Source organism: Serinicoccus sp. CNJ-927 (assembly GCF_001942435.1).
Taxonomy (GTDB): Bacteria; Actinomycetota; Actinomycetes; order Actinomycetales; family Dermatophilaceae; genus Ornithinicoccus; species Ornithinicoccus marinus.
Genome location: NZ_MKKF01000020.1, coordinates 1 through 18,815, shown reverse-complemented (window position 1 = coordinate 18,815; position 18,815 = coordinate 1). Strand labels below are relative to the sequence as shown.

Here is an 18,815-nt window from a genome sequence, read left to right as displayed (position 1 = left end):
GGCTTCACCGAGCAGGCCGGCAGGGTCGACAATGTGAGGAGCGGTCATCGTGTGACTCCGTTCGAGGGTGCTGTGAGAGGTTCACTCGAAGGATCACGCGGTGGCCGCGTCCTCGCCTGACGCACACGCCGGAGACGACGACCTCGGCTACCGCGCTACACCACTATGGGGGACTCAACTGCGACGGGTGGCAGCCCACCGCATGAACGGCGGTATGGACGCTAGATACCAAAGTGGTACCATGATCGCATGGCGATGACTCTGCGATTGTCTCCAGAGGATGAGCGAGCGTTGGCGGCTCTGGCCGAGGCTGAGGGTGTGAGCAAGCAGGAGGCGACCGTTCGGGCCATCCGGGAGGCGGCTGCACGGCGCGGGCATGAGGAGCAGGTACGCGAGCTGTCCGCACGGGGCCGAGAGCGGTACGCCGACCTGCTCGAGCGTCTCGGGCGCTGACCCTTGAAGTACCTGACGACCGAGGATCTGCTCACCCTGGCAACGGACCTGGGCGTAGGCCCGATCCAGGACCTTGGCCTGCTGGACTCAGCGGCCCACCGCCCCAGCTCCAGTGTCCTCGCACGTGACGCCTACCCAGACATCGACGCCAAGGCGGGCGCGCTGCTGGAGTCCATCGTCGTCAACCCCCCGCTCGTCGATGGCAACAAGCGCCTGGGATGGCTCGCAGTAGTCGTGTTCTACGGACTCAACGACATCGATCTGCATGCGCCCGACGACGACGCGTACGACCTGGTCATCGCCGTCGCCAGCGGCGCCGCCGACCACCGAGTAGCAGCCCGCGAATTGGCCCGATGGCACTAGTTTAAGCTGCCGGCCCGCGGCAGATGCGTGCGTTCGTGTGGATCTCATTGAGCGCCTCGATGCTCCTAGGGTCGAGCCCACACCTCGGCAGGTGGGGCCCATCGGAGCCAAAGAAGACGGTTCGAGCGCCCGCAGCGCGACCCGCGGCGTCCCCAACCTCACCCGAGCACTCATCGAGACCTGGGGATCCCAGATCCGAATGAACCCTGGATCGTGAAGAGCCCTACTAGTCGGCCTTGCCAGATCCCCCCACCGCGGCAGCAACTGTTTAGCAGGCGTACAGGACAATCTACTGGTGCGGGGCTTCTTTAGGCGCGCTCGTCTGTCCGAGCCGAGTTCACCTGACTGGAGTGGACATAGAGAGTCAGGAATTCCTGCGGTTGTCGGTGCGGGGACGTACGGTGTCATCACGCTAGCCGTTGGAGGGAAGTATGCCCGTCGGGTACCGGTCGATTGTTGAGCTCGAGGATCGTGTGGCCGACGTGGCCCGATCGGAGTTCGATGCATGGTTGCGTCACAAGAAGGTGATGAACGCTCCGAGTGAACCAGGCTTGTTTCTGTTGAACGACGATCAACGGTTGACGATCGTGGAGCTGACACCGCAGGACGGGTCACAGTCGGTCCGTTATCGATTGGAAGAGACGAACGCGGCGGGGAGATGGGTCACGACGGTGACTGCGCACCAGTACGCGGAGGGTCGGTCCGGGAGAGCGCACCGATCGGGGAGAACGGCACCAGCAGGGTGGTTCTGGGTGGATGTAGAAGCGCCTCCGGTGGGCGACAACCCAGGTCGAGGTGAGTTGCGGTGGGGGTCCAAGTACACGGCGCCACCGAAGCTGGTGCGGAACGTCCTGGGACGCTGCGAGGCACGAGATGGTCAGGCGCACCTGTCGGACCGACCCCGACTGGTCCTGGAGGATGAGGTCGACGAGCTCATCGACGTGATGTGCGACCCGGACCGGCATGGACCGGCCTTCGTGGCGGGGGCTGCTCCGACCGAGGACCAGGATGCTTGGGTGGAGCGGATCGGACGGGCGACTCATCAGACGGTTGGGTTGGGTGCGACCTACGTGCTGTCCGAAGGGGCCGCTGTCGGTTTGCGGGAACAGGTCGGGATTCATCACGCGGTTCCCCATGGTGCTGTACGGACGTACTTGCCCGAGGTCGATCCGGCAAGCTTGGTGGATGCGCGACGCCACCGTCTGATGACGGCCCGCACGTTCGAGTTGAACGATACGCATCGGACTACTCGGACATTGGCTGCGGCGGCCCGTCGGGCAACGCTGGGCAGGCCCTTGCCGAAGTTGGTTGCTCGCGTCGATCAGGTGCTCAAGGGTGCTGAGCCGGACCTGGTGTCCGAGTGGGCAGCCAGGTCCGCGGCCGGTGTGAGCGCGCCTCGTCGAACTGGCGTGGCCCCGGTGGACTCGGTACCGGTGGGTGCGGCCGAAGTCGTCACGGATGCGACTCGTACGGCTATGCGAGTTGCGGAAACCGAGACTCAGCACGAGGTTCTCGCCGTTGTGCCGGTAAGCGAGGGCGAGGCACCTGGCACGATCTTGGAGCAGACAGATGTCTTCGCACTGGCTGTACGGGATCTGGTGGCTGAGTTCGCGGCACCCATAGGCGAGCTCGAGATCGCCACGGAGGGGCCGGTCGATCCTGTCGTGCTGCAGGAGCAGCTGTTGACCTTGCTGCTGGCAGGTCGCTCCTCAGCGCTCAGCCAAAGGGAGCTGCGGCGGCGCCTAGACGACTTGCAGACTGCGGTCGCGGAGTCCGAGGAGGCACGGGAGGAACAGGCGGCGCTGCTGGAAGACGAACAACTGGCTAACGCGGAGACGCAGGATGAACTGCGGCGCGTTTTGCGAGACCGGGAGCGCCTGCGGCTCCTCGTCGCGCAGTCGGATTCGGGGGCAGCATGGGACGAGGACCATTCCGAGCCTGAGTCGCCGGAGTCCTTCACTGAACTGCTCGAGTGGTGGGCGGAAGGTCGTCTGACGGGGGTTGTCTGGACCGGCGACGACAGCGTCACCCAGGCGCTAGATGACAACGACCCGTTGGGCACTTGGGCTGGGCGTGCGTGGGACGCACTGCGCGCCCTGAGTGGGTACTACGAGGTTTGCGCGCAAGCAGAAGGGTTCGCCGGCGGAGTGCACCAGTACCTCAAGGAGACACCGGCGGGATACCCTGGGTTCTCGGCCAACAAGCATGTGCCGGTGGAGTCGCAGACGGTCCTGACCAATCAGAAGTGGCGGGCGGAGCGGGTGCTACCGGTGCCCACGGACGTGTGTCCCGAAGGACAGGTCCTGATGCAATCACACATGCGGATTGGCGCCCGGTCGACCATCGCCCCTAGGTTGCACTACTACGACGACACGTCGGGTACGGGCAAGGTATACGTCGGATACCTTGGTCGACATCTGCACAACACCAAGACAAACTGAATGAGAGCCTGTCTGAGCGGCCAACGCATGCGCCAAACGCATGCTGCGTGATTTACCAAGCGGCGTGGTCGGTTCGCGTTGCGATCAGCGGCAGATGCGTGCGTTCGCGCTCTTCGCTCGGGTGCGAACGTCAGTAGGTTGGTCCTGTCTTGTCGAGCTGCAGAACACCGGAGTGATGGGAGCCGATGATGCCGGAGGGATCGGACTCATCAGTGGACGCCCCAGCGAGGAAGTGGCCAGTGTGGGATCGCTTTCGCTGGTTGTGGCTTGCCATGGCCGTGGCGTGGCCGGTGATAGGGGTGCTGTACCTCACTGTGGGGGAATGGCCGTGGGTGGCAATGGCAGTGGTGTGGAGTGGTCTTGGCGTGGTGGGATTCGTCTCCGGTTCTCGTGGAACTGCGGCCGATCGCACGGTCTAAGCCTCCATACGGTGGGTCGCAAACGAGTGCCGTGGGACGAGGTGGTCGGCTTCCGTTTGTCGGGGCGTGACCTGCAACTGTTGACGGTCCGGCTGGTGGACGGCTCTGAGCTTCTCTTGACCGTGCCGGGCGACCAGATCGGTGAACTTCTCGGTTACGCCCCTTCGCGGTTGAACGAGGTCGAAGTTCTGCGAGGTAGTCGTGATGTTCGACGCGCGTTGAACGGGGAAGCTCGATCGTGAAGCCGACTTCGCTCGCGGTGGCAGGGGCATCACACGTAAGAGGATGGTCTATGTAGCTGAGCCGGCTGTTGTGGAGTCGACCGGCCGCTGACACAAGGCAAGTAGATGTTTCGTTGCGCCCAGCCCTCCTAGTCATCGTCGGCGGCCAACCGGCCGGCGGCAGTAGCGTGCGGACCACGCTCAGTGCGGCAAAGTCGGACGGTGGGTTACGGACTACCGGTGCTGCAACAGCTGCTCGATCCTGCGCCACGGAATGACACGACGCACTGCGGCGCCTTGAGAAGCGGCTCTCGCCGGGGCGGCTTTGACCTCGCAGACCGACCACTGCACGACCTTGGAATCCTCGCCCAGCGCCTCGCCGAGCCAGAGAAGGCCAGGGGCGCACCGGAAGTGGTTGTAGGCCGCCTTGGCGTGCCAATTGCGCGACTTTCGACCATAGGCACCTGGTCCCGCGAGTTCACGCAGCCAGCCAGCAAGATGCTCGCGCTGGTTCCGCCAGTTTTTCCCGGGGCGAGGACTGCCGAGGGGGTTCTCGGCTTGCTAGGCGTCTGTTACGGGCTGTTGAATCGGCAGCCTTTCGATGATGTTCGCCAGGTCTGCTCCCCGCATCAGGTCACCCTATGGGACGGAAGAGGCATCGCTCGGTAGGCGGCCATGATCGACAGGCGGTACAAGCGAGTGTTCCGTGACCCGGAAGTCAACTCAGGCGCCTCTGTCGTGGGCGGCCGCCACCCTTCGCGACCCGAGGGGCACCTGACTCGGCTGTCCGGACGGCGGCGATAAGCATACTAATTCGCTTCAGTGCATGCCGCTTGTAGTTTAACCGGGCAGTCTGAATAAGCCAGAGAATCATGTACGACAGGAGGAGTGCGGCTAGCGTCCCTAGTATCACTCCGCCCGTAGACGAAAGTCCGAGCCACACGACATAAGCATAGACTCCCGAGACTGCCAGCGGTAGACCTACGAGAATTGCTAAGGCGGTATTCATTTGAAACTCAAGGTAGTACCAATAGCTCTCCCGCAGGAACGTGTCCTTGTCGAGAGGGATCTCGGAGGTGAGAAGGTACTCGGCATCGAACGCGTCCATGGGCACTTGCGGCGCCAGGTGCTTGGCTTTCTTGATGTGGACGGCGCGGCGAGTGAGCGATCGCTCCGTCTCGGAAACCCAGGGGTGCGCCGAATCGAACGGCTTGCGGACCAGTCGGTCGTTCGCCCATGCGAAGACCACCATATTGCTCAAAACGCCGAGCATGATGCCAGCCACGGATGCGACCGCGACCGCGATGGACACGTTGGTGGCGAACAGAGGAAGAAGCACATACTGACCGCGTCCCTGGGTTGCGGCCATCTCGACGTAACCGACGTTGATGATGAAGAGCAGTACGCCGGGCACGAAGGTCTTTATCAGGCGTGTGAACCCCATCCCCGCAATGTTCATCGCCCCTCGCTCCGTCGCGTCTATCCTTGAGCGTCAGGTTGGCACCACTGGGCTCGAGCGAAGGCACGCCACGCCGCCTCCCGCTGCATCTTCTGGCGGCCCGCTGTTGCATTGCGAGCTCGTGCGGCCCAATCCCCGAGTCAGCGGCATGGCCATAGGCAGAATGCGGCAGTAGGGTGCGGCCACGCTCAGTGCGGCAAAGTCGGACGAGCGTAGCCGTCCTCCACGCGGCAGAGCGGGTGTTTAGTCGGCGACGAGCTCGAATTCGAAACCCTCTGTGTTCTCGAGGAACAGCGCAGCGTGATCCGGCCCGCCAGCGTGGGGGTACAGCTCACCAAACAGTTCTCGCCAGCCGTGTCGGCTGGCCGGCTCGCGCACATGGTCGAGTTGCTCCCGCCCGGCGACGCGCAACGCGAGATGGTTCAAGCCGGCTCGGGTTCGTTCGTGCGTTCCGGATACGTCGGGAGACTGCTCGAGTACGACGTATGCACCGCTGGCGTGCTGCCAGGTACGACCTGCCGCCCACGTGGGGTCGCGCTCGGGGATCCAGCCGATAGTAGAGAGGAGCCAGTCGAACGACGGAGCGGAGGCTTCCACGTCGGTGGTCCAGAGCTCGATGTGGTGCACGACGTTCTGCATGAGATCACCGTAAGCGCCCTGGATAGAGCGCCTCGCGGCATGTGCGGACGCTGACGGCCTCAGCGCGGGGCCGGGGTTGCTGCGTCACAATTACGAGAAGGCTCAGCTTCCTGCGCCTGGGCTTCCCGGGCGGTGTCGTTCGCCTTGTCGCGTTCAGTCAAACAGTCTAGCCAGGACGAGGTCGGGACAGCCGAGGAGGCGCAGCGCGTGTGCCCGGACGACTCGGTCGAGAATTTCGTTGACCTCGTCGAGGTCTTGGGCGTCAAACCCTCGGGTCCCGTGAGCAAGGTGGTTGCGAACACGCCTTACAGCATCCAAGGTTGAACAGTCCTCTGCTGAGGACACGAACTTCATTAACCTCGTGCGGGCGAGGCGGGCCTCAATCGACGGCTCAGGGACATGTATCTTGAACGACCATTTCAGCGCTGTCTCCAAGCTGCGGAAGGGCTCCTTCAATAGTGACTTCTTCAGGAACCGGAAGTCGTTCCGCTCGAGATGGTCGCGCGCCCGTTCTAAAATCTGGACGCGGCGCTCAATGTGCATCTTCATAGCATCCTCGTACTCGCCCTTTGTCTCGTGGCCGTGCAGGCCCTCAAGAGACTGGATGAGAAGCAGGAACCGAGAGCGAGGATGGTCCTCCTGTGCGTGCAACATGCCCGCATAGGTCTCGATAAGGGGGTGCCGCTCGTCGGTGAGCTTCCACCAAGCATGCACAAGGTCGAGGAGGTTGACCTCGTCATCTCTGCATAGTAGGACGGACTCGTGGTGTCGCACCGTTTCGGAATCGGACTCGTAAGGAACTTGCCGAAGACCCGTACCGTAGACCTGCCAGGCTGGCAGTAGTTCACGAAAAATCGGTTCGTGAGTCCGGCCTTCGGAGTCGCGGGACTTGGGAATGGCAATGTGCGTGGGCTCGTCCGCCTTGCTTAGCATCAAGTGGGTGATGGGCTGACTTCTACCGGTTGCAATGGAAGCAATTGCGCGCACAGGCTCGACATATCGGTGGACCACGTCGAACAGCGTTGAGGGTGGCATCGTGGCGTCCAGGACCGGAGCGAACCGGATGGCGACGTTATAGAAGTCGAAAGTGTTGACCTTCGCGGCGTAGGCACCCGTCAACTCATCTTCAGTGCCAGTCCAGGAGATCGGCGTTGCGGGGCTCGTCGTCGCCGACCATGTCCAAGTGCCGTCGCCGGCCGGCTCCCGCGGCGATGTCTTCTCGCCGAGTGGGGCCACACCGAGGATGGCGTCAAGCGCGCCGACCTGGAAGCGAGCGCGGGCGAAAGTGACGGGCCCGTCTGGTTCTGCCTCGGGAGGGTGCAGCGACCGCAAAGGCGATGCATGACTACTACTGCGGACGACCGCGGCGGCGCCACGGATGGAGCCGTGCTCGGGCCAGAAGGTGACGTGGGCCCTAAGCACAACCAGCTCGGCGCCGTTTGCGAGCGTGGCACGGACGAAGGGGTAGTCGTGAACCTGAGGGAAGCTCATCACGGATTCATTGCCGGTGGTGGTGCCGACGAGAGGTAGATCGCCATAGATGCGTCCGTAGGGCATGCGCGACTCCCGGAGCTCGAGCATGCCCGAGAGGTGGACGGTGGTCTTGCGCGAGCCCGGAAGGTGCCAAGTGCACAAATAGTCGTCCGGTGGGAACGGGCAATCGAGTACAGGCGACTTCTCACGGGGCACGGGCCAACCCTAGGTGGGTGCGCTTACGATGTGCCGCTTGAGTGACTCGGGAATCCGCATGGGAGGCACCTCAGGAGGAGAGCGTGACTGGTGGGCAGTCGCGGCGGCGACCGTCCGGTCAGCTCTCACGCACGTGGCCGAAGATGAGAGCGGTACCTGAGCATCGTTGACGGCCACGTCCACAGATGCCCTGCGTAGAACGCCGCTCGCCGTTGTGCGGCGACTTGGGCTGCATTGCCGAACCACATCGCGGCAAGTTCTTGGAGGCGCGAATCCCGACGCCGGGGCTACCTGATGGCACACCCAAGACATGCGCGCTCCGGCGCGCCGTGCTTTCGTAGTCAGTCGGTGGCGCTCCTTCCCCACGGGGATGGCTCGGCGAAGGTTCGCGCCGTCGCTTCCCAGTCCCGCATCGCCACATCAATCGAAGGCGTGTCGACAAGACGACCACTAGATCGCCCGAGGAGGGCCCATGTCTCGGGTGGTTGGTAACGCACCGCGGCATCGGTGAAGTTGGGCTCACGCGGGGGCTCCCGCTCCGTGTCTGCCATGAGCGCACAGCCGCCGTTCCGGGGCGGTACCCTTCACACGTGAGCGAGAGATCTGGCGCGAATTCAGGCGCTGTCGCGTGGGTGGTGGCGGTGGCGACCCTGTTAGGCGTCGCGATCGCGCTGCTTACATACCTTGGCCTGACGCCAGAATCCGGTGACGCCCAGAGCCCAACGCACATTGCCCAATCCACGCCCCATGCAACGGGGGCTGATGCTGATCGGGATGTGGGTGTGCCTGAAACTGCGGCTGCTACGCAGGTCACGCCCCCCAATGCCGATCCAGGGGGTGCATCGCATACTCCCGACGAAGCCCCCGTAGCCCTCATGCCTAACGTAACGGGAACTCACTGGAACGTCGCGAAGGAAAAGATTGCAGACCTTCAGTACGACCTTGAAGAGTCCTTTGAACCGAGAAATGTCCGCGACGGAACTGTGGTCGCCCAGGTGCCGAGGGCGGGAGAGCAGGTAACTGTTCCCGTCAATATAACTGTTGCGAGGAAGTATGTGACGGTCGAGGCGTCGGAACTCACACAGTCAGACAACTTTCGGTTCTCAGGGCCTTCTCTCTACTCTGTTGATGGAACGCAATACAGGAACTCTTTTAAAGTTTTCTCGCAGTATCCGAGCGCGAGTATGGAGTGGGATCTTTCGCGGGACTTTGACTACGTCGAGGGTTTGATCGGCCTCTCTGATGAACACGCTGAAAGTGGGACTGCGGTGAGCGTGGAGTTTCGGACGGACGGGCAAGCGGTACGCACAGAGTCCACGTCCTTGGGCAGTCCCATACGAATACGCGAACCGGTTCATGATGCTCATAGGCTCGAGGTGGTGGTAAACACCACGTCTGGGACAGCCGCACATTTAGTCCTCGCAGATTTCCGGTTCTTGGCGAAGCCTACCCCCCCTTGAATGAAACCGCAGTATGCGGCCCATCTATCGTGTGGACAGACACCAGCGGGTGTTCTTCGCCGTGTCAAGCCCACGGGGCTTGCGCGCCTGCGTCCGCAATTCGGCATCACAGCGATGTACCGGCCCTCGGCGCGGCCGATCACCCCTACATCCGGCTCTTCGTCTTTGAGGGTGGGGTCATAGGTTCAGGCCGCCGCCGATGAGGAGCATGCGCAGGCGGTAGTTCTCGAAGTTGGTCAGGCCTCGGGCGATGTGTCGGTGGAGCTCGATGAGACCGTTGATGGCCTCGGTGCCGCCGTTGGTGGCGCCGGTGTCGAAGTAGGCCAGGAACGCTTCCTTCCACTTGCGCAGGGTCCTGCCCAGGCGTGCGATCTCGGGAATTGGGCAGGAGGGGAACGAGACGACGATCCGTTCGGCGATCTTGCGGCCCTCTGCTCTGTCGACCTGCTTGTACGCGGCGCGCAACTGCTGGGCGCACTGCCAGGTCAGGTCGACGACCTCGTGCTCGGCGCGTGCGGCGAACGCCCTCTGGATCCGGGCGCGCTGCTTGTCGGTGAGGTTCTCGGCCCCGGCGCGCAGGATGGTCTGGATGCCGTAGAGCGGGTCACCCTTGCGGCCGCGGTGCCCGGTGGTGTCCTGCTGCACGCGCCGTCGGACCTCATCGACGCACTTGGTGCCCAAGGCGACGACGTGGAAGGCGTCGAGCACGGCGGTGGCGTCGGTCAGCTCGTCGTCGATCGCGGTCTTGTATCCCTGGAAGGGGTCGAGGGTCGCGACGTCGACACCTGCGGTGAAGTCCTTGCCGCGGGCCTGCAGCCAGTCGGTGTAGGCGGCTCGGGTGCGGCCCTGGACCAGATCGAGCAGACGTGCTCTGACCTGCCCGTTCTGGTCGGTCGTTAGGTCGACCATGCCGGTCAGCTCCTTAGGTCCCCGGCCGCCGTCCTCGGGTGTCTTGGTGGACACGTGGTGCCACACGTGCTCGTCCACCCCGAGGGTGGACACGCCGGCGAAGCGGGTCTCGTCGCCGGCTGCGGCGGTCAGGATCGGCTTGATCGCCGACCACACGGTGCGCCACCGCACGCCGAGCTGGCGGGCCACACCCTGGACGCTGGCGTGCTCGGAGCGGATCTGGGTGATCGCCCACCGCGCGGCCCGTGTCGTCAGCAGCCCCCGCGGGCGGCCCAGGTCAGGCACCTGCTCGGTGAACGTGCCCACCGGGCAGGCCTCCTCGCGGCACCGGTAGCGCCGCTTGCGCCACAACAGCACGACCGGGGTGTCGAAACAGGGCGCGTCGACCAGCCGCACCACCCGCCGGCTGTGCGCCTGGACCACCACCCCACAGGACGGGCACCCCGTCGGTGCCGGGGCCGACTCGACGGTCACGGTGAGCAGGTCCGGGTCTCGCCTGACGTCGGTCACGTGCAGGCCCTCGAGCCCGAGGAGTAGGTCGCAGTTGTGGCAGTACGCGCCGTCCGCGCCCGGGGCACGGCAGCACGACGTAGGGTGATTCACGTCGAGGTCCTTGGAGATCAGGAGAGGTAGAAGTCCTCTGATCATCGGGGACCTCGACCCGTCCCGGCCTCACCCAGCGCTTCGGCGCGCCGCCCTCACCCCACCCTCAAAGACGAAGAGCCCTGCATCCCTGATGAGGGCGGGCCGATCGGTGAATCCGGTCTGTCACGAGCGTCGGACTAGCCTGGAAAGGGAAGACCCTGCCCAGGCAGGCGTCGTGTGACTGCCACCGGGAGAGTCGCCGGGGTGCGGCCAGTCGGCAGTCTCTGGCACAGACGCCCAGCCTCAGGCGAGCACTTCCTCGACGGCGACCGACTCCATACCGAACGCCTCGCCCACAGCGCCGTAGGTGAGCTTCCCCGCGTGGGTGTTGAGCCCCTTCGCCAGGGAGGCGTTGTCGCGCAGTGCCTGCTCCCAGCCCTTCTCGGCGAGCTGCACGGCATACGGCAACGTCGCGTTCGTCAAGGCCCACGTCGAGGTGTGGGGGACGGCGCCGGGCATGTTGGCGACGCAGTAGTAGAGCGAGTTGTGCACGGGGAAGGTCGGGTCGGCGTGCGTGGTCGGCCGCGAACCCTCGAAGCAGCCGCCCTGGTCGATCGCGACGTCCACGAGCACGGAGCCGGGCTTCATCGTCGCGACCATGTCGTCGGTGATGAGCTTCGGCGCCTTCGCGCCGGGGATGAGCACGGTGCCGATGACCATGTCGGCCTCCGGCACGAGCTCGCTGATCGTCAGGTTGTTGGACGCGAGCTGCTTGACCTGGTTGTCGAAGCGCCAGAAGAGCGTGCGCAGCTTGTCGAGATCGGTGTCCAGGATTGTCACGTCGGCGCCCATGCCGAGCGCGATGTTGGCGGCGTTCTGCCCTGCGACGCCACCGCCGAGCACGAGCACCTTGGCGTTGGCCACGCCGCCGATGCCGCCCATGAGCACGCCGCGACCGCCGGAGGCCTTCATCATCGTGTGCGCTCCGACCTGCGGCGCGAGGCACCCGGCGACCTCGGACATCGGATAGAGCAGCGGCAGCATCCCGCTCGGCAGCTGCACGGTCTCGTAGGCGATCGCCGTCGTGCCCGCCTCGACCAGACGCCGGGTCAGCGGCTCGTCCGCGGCCAGGTGCAGGTAGGTGAAGAGCGTCAGGTCGTCGCGCAGGTAGGAGTACTCCTGCTCGATCGGCTCCTTGACCTTGAGCACCATCTCGCCCGCAGCCCACGTGTCGTCCGGACCGTCGACGATCGTGGCGCCCTGAGCGACATACTCCTCGTCGCTGATGGAGGAGCCGAGCCCGGCGCCCTGCTGCACGAAGACCTCGTGCCCACGTCGCACCAGCTCGTGCACGCCGACCGGGGTGATGGCCACCCGGAACTCGTTGTTCTTGACCTCTGTGGGCACCGCGATCTTCATGGGCCCCACTATGCCCTGCCGCGCGTGCGAGCAACAGGTCTGGCTCGCGCACCACTCCCTCGTGATGCACACTGGCAGGCCCTGTCCACCGGGCAGGGGAGTCAGGCATACGAGACTGGGAGCACCGATGTCGCAGACCGAAGACCGTCAGCCCACCGCAGACCCGGCCGAGGACAACGCCTTCTTCCCCTCGCCCTACTCGCTGAGCCAGTACACCGCCGACACGACCAACTTCGACGGTCTGGGGACCGAGCAGACCTACACAGGCGACCGGTGGAAGGTGCTCGTCATCGCCACCGACGAGCGCTACATGCTTATGCGCAACGGCACCTTCTTCTCCACCGGCAACCACCCCGTCGAGACCCTGCTGCCGATGCACCACATCATGCAGGCCGGGTATGCCGTAGACATTGCCACCACTTCCGGTGGGCCGGGCAAGGTCGAGTGGTGGGCCTTCCCCCGCGAGGACGAGGCCGTCACCGGCACCTGGGACGCGACGCGCGCGGCGTTCAAGGCTCCGCACCGGCTGGCCGACGTCATCGACGCCGGCCTGGACGACTACGCCGCGGTCTTCATCCCCGGCGGGCACGGCGCCATGAACGGGCTCCCCTCCAGCCCGGACGTGCAGCGCGCCCTCGACTGGTTCCTGGACCACGACCGCCTCATCATCTCGATCTGCCACGGGCCTGCAGCCTTCGTCGCCGCCGGGATGGGGCGCGAGACCAACCCGTTGTCCGGCTACTCCGTCGTCGCCTTCCCCGACGCCCTGGACTTCGGTGCCAACCTCGACATCGGCTACCTGCCCGGCGAGATGCCGTGGAAGCTGGGCGAGACCCTCACCGAGCAGGGCCTGACCGTGCAGAACGACGACATGTCCGGCGCGACCACCCGCGACCGCACCGTGATCACCGGCGACAGCCCGTTGGCAGCCAACCAGCTCGGCAAGGACGCGGTCCAGGCGCTGCTGGAGTCCTTCGCCGACTAGCGCTGGCCGCCCGCCCCCGGCCGACCTAGGGTCGGGTCCATGACCTGTGAGGTATGCCGTTGACCGCCCTGCTCTGGCTCCGTCGCGACCTACGCCGTGGTGACCATCCGGCGTTGCTCGCGGCCCGCGACGCCTCCGACGACGGCCGGGTCTGCGTGCTCTTCGTCGTCGACCCCGGTCTCTGGGAGCGCGGCGGCCCGGTGCGCCGCGCCTGGCTCGCCGCCAGCCTGCAGGCCGCCAAGGAAGACTTCGAGGGCAAGCTCGTGATCCGCCACGGCAACCCGGCGAAGGTCGTGCCTCAGGTCGCCGCCGAGATCGAGGCGGGCTCGGTGCACGTCACCCGCGAGGTCACGCCCGCCGGGGTACGCCGCGACAAGGCCGTTCGGGACGCGTTGCAGGACAAGGACATCGACTGGGTGGAGACCGGCACGCCGTATGCCGTCGGCCCCGGCCTCGTCCGCAACGGCTCGGGCGACCCCTACAAGGTCTACACCCCCTTCCACCGCGCCTGGCACGACCACGGCTGGCCCGAGCCCGCGGCATACCCGCGCTCCCTCGACCTGGTCGAGGTGGACAGCCACCAGAAGGCGCTCGACACGCTCGACAAGGCGCTGCGCGAGGACGACCTGCCGACGATGCCCGAGGCGGGGGAGAAGGCCGCGCTGCAGCGGTGGCGCGACTTCCGCGACGAGGCGCTCGACGACTACGACGGCGACCGCGACAAGCCGGCCATCGACGGCACCAGCCGGCTCTCGGCCTACCTCAAGATCGGCGCCATCCACCCGCGGACCATCCTCGCCGACCTGGCAGACAAGCGCTCCAAGGGCGCCCAGACCTTCGAGCAGGAGATCGCCTGGCGGGAGTTCTACGCAGACGTGCTCTTCCAGAACCCGCGCAGCGCGTGGGAGGACCTGCGCGACGCGCTGCCCGGGATGGACTACGACGAGCCGGACGACGCGATCGAGGCATGGAAGGACGGGCGCACCGGCTTCCCGGTCGTCGACGCGGGCATGCGGCAGCTGCGCGAGGTCGGCTGGATGCACAACCGGGTGCGGATGATCACCGCCAGCTTCCTCACCAAGGACCTGCACGTGTGGTGGCCGACCGGCGCCCGCTGGTTCCTCGACCGGCTCGTCGACGGCGACATCGCGAGCAACAATCACGGCTGGCAGTGGGTCGCCGGGACCGGCACCGACGCTTCGCCCTACTTCCGCGTCTTCAACCCCATCACGCAGGGCGAGAAGTTCGACCCGACCGGCGACTACGTCCGCCGCTGGGTGCCCGAGCTGCGCCACCTATCCGGCAAGTCCGCGCACCAGCCGTGGAACCACGACGACGGGTATGCCGAGGGCTACCCCGAGCGCATCGTCGACCACGCGGAGGAGCGCAAGGAGGCGCTGGCGCGCTACGAGTCGTCGCGCAAGTGAGGGCGGGCCGCGTGGGCGAACGCCGTCAGGCTGCCGGCAGGTCGACGACCCGCACCGTCGGTCCGGTGAGCGCCGCGAGCAGCGTGCTGGCCGGCGGCTGGTCGAGGTCCTCCCCGGAGCCGCGCAGGTAGTCCTCGAGGTAGGCGCGGATCGGCGCGGCCGCGACGCGCTCGGGAACCGCGCCCGGGGTGAGCACGCCGAGCAGCATTCCCTCGACCCGCGGCCGGCCCGGCGCCACCGGCGGCTGGAAGAACGGCACGTCGAGCGCCCGCACCCCGTGCCTGCGGTAGAACTCGATGCGCCGCCAGGGGTCGCCGAAGCCCCGCTCGGCGTGCTCGCGCGGGTCCTCGATCTCGATGAGCAGCATCGGCTCGCGAGCCCTGACCTGCTCCATCAGCAACGACCCCACGCCACGCGCCCGTCGCGTCGGGTGGCTGGCGAGGTAGGACAGCAGAGCCACGGGGGCGCCGGCGAGGGTGCGGTCGACCATCGACAGGCCCACGGGCATACCCTCGTCGAGCGCCATGAGGACCGAGCTGGTCGGCCGCTCCCGCGCCGCGAGGAACTCCTCCTCCGTGATCAACTCGTCCGCGGGGAAGGACGGCGCGAGCACCTCGGCGTAGCAGTCGCGCCAGACCTGCGCCGGCTGCGAGTCGCTCTCGACCAGCTCAACCACGCGTGCTCCTGCGATATCCGACGATGCCCCACACCGCCAGACCGACGATGGCCAGAGCATAGGCGACCAGCTCGACCCCGACGACGACCGCGGGCGTGCCGTCGGCGAAGAGCGAGTCGTTGAGGAAGCCGAAGAGGTCGGCGAGCGAGAAGAGCGCGAGGACGTAGAGGATGAGCCCGACGAGGTTCTGATAGGACGCCGTGCGCGCCTCCTCGACCGCGGCGGCGTCGTCACCGAGCTGGGTGTAGAGCTCGTCCAGCTCGGCGATGCTCGTGTCCAGCTCGGCCTCGAGCCGGGCCGCGCCACTGGTGTGCAACAGGTTGTCGAGGATGTGCCTGTGGCCGGGGGAGCGGGCCAGCTCCTCGGAGTGCAGCAGCGCCCGCTCCTGCCGGATGAGCGCGCCGTGGTCGGCGAGCCGCAGCCGCAGCAGCCGCACCTCGTCGGTCTTGAGCGACTCCCCGGCCAGGCGGCGGCGCAGCATGGCGGTGGCGACGTCGACCGCCTCCTGGACGTGCCCGTTCCACTGCCGGATCAGCGCGCGGGAGGAGACGACGAACTCGATCAGCTCGCTCGTCCCCAGCAGCGACCAGTCGGGCAGGCCAGGGGTGTAGAGCGCGGTGCTGCGCGCCGTCTGCACCGCCAGCGACTGCAGCGGCGCCAGCCGACCGAGGAAGTTCGGGACTGCCGCGTCCGGGCCGGGGTCGTCATACCGCAGCCACTCCTCGAGCCCGGCGGCGGTGCGCTCCACCGGGATGAGCAGCAGCGGGCCGACCGCGTCGAGGATCTGGCTGCCGGTGGCCTCCGCCGGCTCGCCGTCGTCGCCGCGGACGAAGGCCTCGGGCATGGTGATGAGGGCGTGGGTGTCGATCGCGGGGTCGACGTGGCAGCGCAGGCGGTGCACGCCGAGCGGTTCGTCCCAGCCGGAGACCATCTCGACCGCCGCGGCGGCGAGCTGACCGACGGACTCGTAGGTGGTGCCGCAGCCGTCGACGAGCACGTCCTCGGCGCCCATGAAGCCCGAGCCGCGCCGCAGCGCCTGGTTGAGCTCGTGGTAGCCCGGCGCACGGTCGTCGCCACGCGCCTGCGCCGGACCGCTGATCCGCACGTGGTGGTTGCCGAAGGAGGAGAAGCGGATCTCGACACGATAGGGCCCGATGCGCGGGAGCTCGGGTGCGCGTGGGGCGATCCACAGGTCCGGGAGGACGGCGGCGACGACACGGTATGCCGTGGGCTCGAGCGGGGTTTCGTGGAAGACCTCGTCGCGGCCGTGGCTCCAGATATCGCTCAGCTCCAGGTCGTGGACCTGCACCGGGGCGAGCGGGCTGCTGCCGATGAGCCGAGACCCGCGCCGACGGACGGCCTCGACCAGCTCCTCGCTGTCCTGCGCGAGGTTGTCCGTGGCGCCGCGCGCGGTGAACGGGACGACATACGTCACCTTGAGGTCGGGGAAGGTGAGGCCCGGCAGGGGAGTGCTGCGCAGCCGGTGGGCGAGCGCGGTCAGCGCCATGACGTGGGCGCGCAGCTCGCTCTGGTAGACGTCGACCGCGAGCCGCTCGTCGGTGAGCGACCGCTGGAGCGCGGCGGCCCGCTGCTCGACCTCGGCGACGCCGATCTCGCCGACGACCTGCTCGAGGATGGTCTGCGCGGAGAGCCGCACGCCGTCGAAGTAGAGCCGGTGCGACTCCAGCACCTGGCGCAGCACCCCGGTCTGCTCGCCCCAGGCCTGGGTGCCGTCGAGCGAGGCCAGCACGCCGATCGACCCGTCGGCGACCTGCGCGGCGGCCGCGATCGTCTCCAGGGCGCAGGAGCAGTTGAGGCCGTTCTCCATCTGGAACGCCGCATCGAGGTCGCCGAGGTGCCGCACGAGCAGGTCGACGTGCTCGCGCTCCTGCGGGTCGTCGACGCGGTCGCGGGCGGTCGGCCATGTCTGCTGCACCGCGTGGATCATGACGAGCATGTTGTCGGTGTCGGCGCTGAGTTCCCAGCCGTGCTGGACCTCGGCGTAGAGGCCGAAGGCGAGCAGGAACGTCGACCCCGGCTGGGTCGCCGCCTGCCGCCAGAGGTCGGCGAGGGCGGCAGCGACGGTGTCGAGGTCGCGCTCCGGGCCACCGGCGAGCCCCTCGACCGCGCGGGTGAAGTCGGCGAGGTCCACGCTCGAGGCGTGGAGAGCCCGACGGGTGGCGATCACGTCCCGGTCACGGTGGAACTCGCTCGCCACCCGTGGCCAGTCGACGCTCACGGGCGCGCTCACGCGCCGCAGCCTAGCGGCCCCCACCTGCGATGACGAGGGTATGCCGGGAGTCGGCCGCGAAGTCCTCGACCCACCGAGCGCGGCTGGTGGTGGGTGGTCGTCGCTCAGCTCTGCGGCGCGCCGTGACGACGGTGCCACTGCTCGTGCTCGGCAACCCGTGACGGGTGGATGAGCGCGAAGCACTCGGCACACACGTGCGGACCGTCGTAGATTGCCTGGGCGCCGGGCGCTCGCGGCGCGAAGCCGAGGTACTGCTTGGTCCGCTCCCACGCCTGTCCCATGAGTCGGAGTCTAGGCCGAGGTCTCAGTCGGCGAAGGCCTTGGCCAGGGCGATCATCCGCGCCCGGAAGTCGTCGGAGGCGGGGGCGTGGGGGGCGGCCCAGACAGCGTTGAGGACCAGCCGGACGAACGTCCAGGCGCGCACCCGGTCGTCGTCCAGCCCGGCCGCTTCGGCGACGACGTCCGCCCGCAGCCGCGCATGGGTGCGCAGGTTGCTGGCCCGCGCGGCCTCCTCGGCGCGGTTCCAGACGACGGGGGCGACGGCATACGCCTGCTCCGCGGCGATCGGCTTGGGGTCGATCGCGACCCAGTCTCCGCGGCTGGGGCCGGCGTCGAGCGGGGCGAGCACGTTGAGGTCGTGCAGGTCCTCGTGCACCAGCCTGGTCTCCCCGACGTCGGCGGTGTCCCGAAGGAGGCCGCTCAGGTGCGAGACCGCCTGCTCGGTGAGTCGCCGCGGCACGAGGGGAGTGCCCGCGACGAGCTGCTCGCGCCAGCGGTCCGCACGGCTGGCGACCGTGTCGAGCTGCGGCAGGGCGGGCCGGTCGAGCGCACGGATGAGGGTGCCGATGACCTCGCAGGCCTCGAGCAGCGGCTGGTCCCGCAGGCACCGCTCGGGGTCGAGGCGCTCCAGGAGCAGCGCCGAGGAGGCGGGCTCTGCGGCAAGCAGCCGCACCGCGCCCTGGGCGTCCCAGGCGCGCAGCGCCAGGTGCTCGTGCCGCGCCTCGGCGTGCGGCCACGTGATCTTCAGCGCGGCCACGTCGTCGGAGGCTCCGGTGTGGCCCTGTCGCCTCACCGGCACCACGAGCGCGCACTCTCCGTGGCGGCTGGGCCCGTCGACCTCGAGCCGCCAGTCGTGCAGCAGCCGCTCGACCTGGGCCGGCAGCTGACGCAGCCAGATGGCGCCGTCCACCGCCCGGGGCTGCCCCGCCCGCCCGGGCAGGCTCTGGAGGAGCTCGTCGGCAGGGCGGTCCCGGACCAGGTCGCGAAGGCCGGGGGGATGAGGTCGGGCACCGGGTCAGCCTAGGGCTCGATGGATCGCTATCGGCCGTCCGGCCGACCGGGGAAGTTCTGCCGGGGCAACCTTTCGACGGTCACCCCGACGGGAGCCTCCGGCCGACCGGGAAAGTTCTGCCGGGGCAA

Annotated in this window: 15 protein-coding genes and 1 pseudogene; 7 read left to right on the top strand and 9 right to left on the bottom strand. The window is 67.2% G+C overall.

Annotated elements, in window-relative coordinates:
- Positions 1–249: 249 nt before the first annotated feature.
- The 4 genes and pseudogenes from BJF86_RS19780 to BJF86_RS07375 form a co-directional block, all read left to right on the top strand.
- A pseudogene (locus BJF86_RS19780) lies at positions 250–318 on the top strand (CopG family transcriptional regulator); the annotation flags it as partial.
- The gene (locus tag BJF86_RS19350) at positions 319–453 is read left to right on the top strand and encodes a hypothetical protein (protein WP_269087266.1); all 135 of its coding nucleotides are present in this window, start codon (positions 319–321) and stop codon (positions 451–453) included. It abuts the pseudogene before it with no gap.
- 3 nt (positions 454–456) lie between these two features.
- Entirely contained in the window at positions 457–816 is a 360-nt protein-coding gene (locus tag BJF86_RS07380) for a type II toxin-antitoxin system death-on-curing family toxin (RefSeq protein ID WP_075817803.1), read from the top strand.
- Between the two features lie 773 nt (positions 817–1,589).
- On the top strand, positions 1,590–3,257 hold the full coding sequence (locus BJF86_RS07375) for a hypothetical protein (protein WP_237768120.1): 1,668 nt from the start codon (positions 1,590–1,592) through the stop codon (positions 3,255–3,257).
- Positions 3,258–4,615: 1,358 nt separating this feature from the next.
- Here the strand turns inward: BJF86_RS07375 and BJF86_RS07365 are convergent.
- From BJF86_RS07365 to BJF86_RS07355, 3 genes are all read right to left on the bottom strand, one after another.
- On the bottom strand, positions 4,616–5,341 hold the full coding sequence (locus BJF86_RS07365) for a hypothetical protein (RefSeq protein ID WP_237768119.1): 726 nt from the start codon (positions 5,339–5,341) through the stop codon (positions 4,616–4,618).
- A gap of 258 nt (positions 5,342–5,599) precedes the next feature.
- Positions 5,600–5,995 carry a VOC family protein gene (locus BJF86_RS07360; protein WP_075817796.1) on the bottom strand — a complete coding sequence of 132 codons (396 nt, stop codon included), beginning with the start codon at positions 5,993–5,995 and terminating at the stop codon, positions 5,600–5,602.
- Between the two features lie 153 nt (positions 5,996–6,148).
- The gene (locus BJF86_RS07355) at positions 6,149–7,684 is read right to left on the bottom strand and encodes a hypothetical protein (protein ID WP_237768118.1); all 1,536 of its coding nucleotides are present in this window, start codon (positions 7,682–7,684) and stop codon (positions 6,149–6,151) included.
- A gap of 590 nt (positions 7,685–8,274) precedes the next feature.
- Here BJF86_RS07355 and BJF86_RS17465 point away from each other — a divergent pair.
- Positions 8,275–9,144, top strand: coding sequence for a PASTA domain-containing protein (locus BJF86_RS17465; protein WP_143553732.1), 870 nt, complete (start codon positions 8,275–8,277; stop codon positions 9,142–9,144).
- A 177-nt stretch (positions 9,145–9,321) separates the two neighbouring features.
- On the opposite strand, the gene BJF86_RS07345 is transcribed toward BJF86_RS17465, so the two are convergent.
- Together BJF86_RS07345 and ald are read right to left on the bottom strand one after the other, a co-directional pair.
- On the bottom strand, positions 9,322–10,656 hold the full coding sequence (locus tag BJF86_RS07345; RefSeq protein WP_414819935.1) for an ISL3 family transposase: 1,335 nt from the start codon (positions 10,654–10,656) through the stop codon (positions 9,322–9,324).
- A gap of 285 nt (positions 10,657–10,941) precedes the next feature.
- On the bottom strand, positions 10,942–12,057 hold the full coding sequence (gene ald / locus BJF86_RS07340; protein WP_075817788.1) for an alanine dehydrogenase: 1,116 nt from the start codon (positions 12,055–12,057) through the stop codon (positions 10,942–10,944).
- A 127-nt stretch (positions 12,058–12,184) separates the two neighbouring features.
- Here ald and hchA point away from each other — a divergent pair, with 127 nt between their 5' ends.
- Positions 12,185–13,042, top strand: a complete 858-nt coding sequence (gene hchA / locus BJF86_RS07335; protein WP_075813357.1) for a glyoxalase III HchA — start codon at positions 12,185–12,187, stop codon at positions 13,040–13,042.
- A gap of 59 nt (positions 13,043–13,101) precedes the next feature.
- A complete protein-coding gene (locus tag BJF86_RS07330) occupies positions 13,102–14,469 on the top strand; it encodes a cryptochrome/photolyase family protein (RefSeq protein ID WP_083652779.1) in 1,368 nt (455 codons plus the stop codon).
- 25 nt (positions 14,470–14,494) lie between these two features.
- On the opposite strand, the gene BJF86_RS07325 is transcribed toward BJF86_RS07330, so the two are convergent.
- The 4 genes from BJF86_RS07325 to BJF86_RS07315 form a co-directional block, all read right to left on the bottom strand.
- Entirely contained in the window at positions 14,495–15,145 is a 651-nt protein-coding gene (locus tag BJF86_RS07325) for a GNAT family N-acetyltransferase (protein ID WP_075817784.1), read from the bottom strand.
- Positions 15,138–17,396 (bottom strand): hypothetical protein, encoded by a 2,259-nt coding sequence (locus BJF86_RS07320; protein ID WP_143553730.1) that lies wholly within the window; start codon positions 17,394–17,396, stop codon positions 15,138–15,140. The genes BJF86_RS07325 and BJF86_RS07320 overlap by 8 nt, the downstream gene beginning before the upstream one ends.
- Before the next feature lie 104 nt (positions 17,397–17,500).
- Positions 17,501–17,677 (bottom strand): hypothetical protein, encoded by a 177-nt coding sequence (locus BJF86_RS17910; protein WP_158068389.1) that lies wholly within the window; start codon positions 17,675–17,677, stop codon positions 17,501–17,503.
- A 23-nt stretch (positions 17,678–17,700) separates the two neighbouring features.
- Complete coding sequence (locus tag BJF86_RS07315; RefSeq protein ID WP_237768117.1) at positions 17,701–18,585, bottom strand: aminoglycoside phosphotransferase family protein; 885 nt, start codon at positions 18,583–18,585, stop codon at positions 17,701–17,703.
- Between the last annotated feature and the right edge of the window lie 230 nt (positions 18,586–18,815).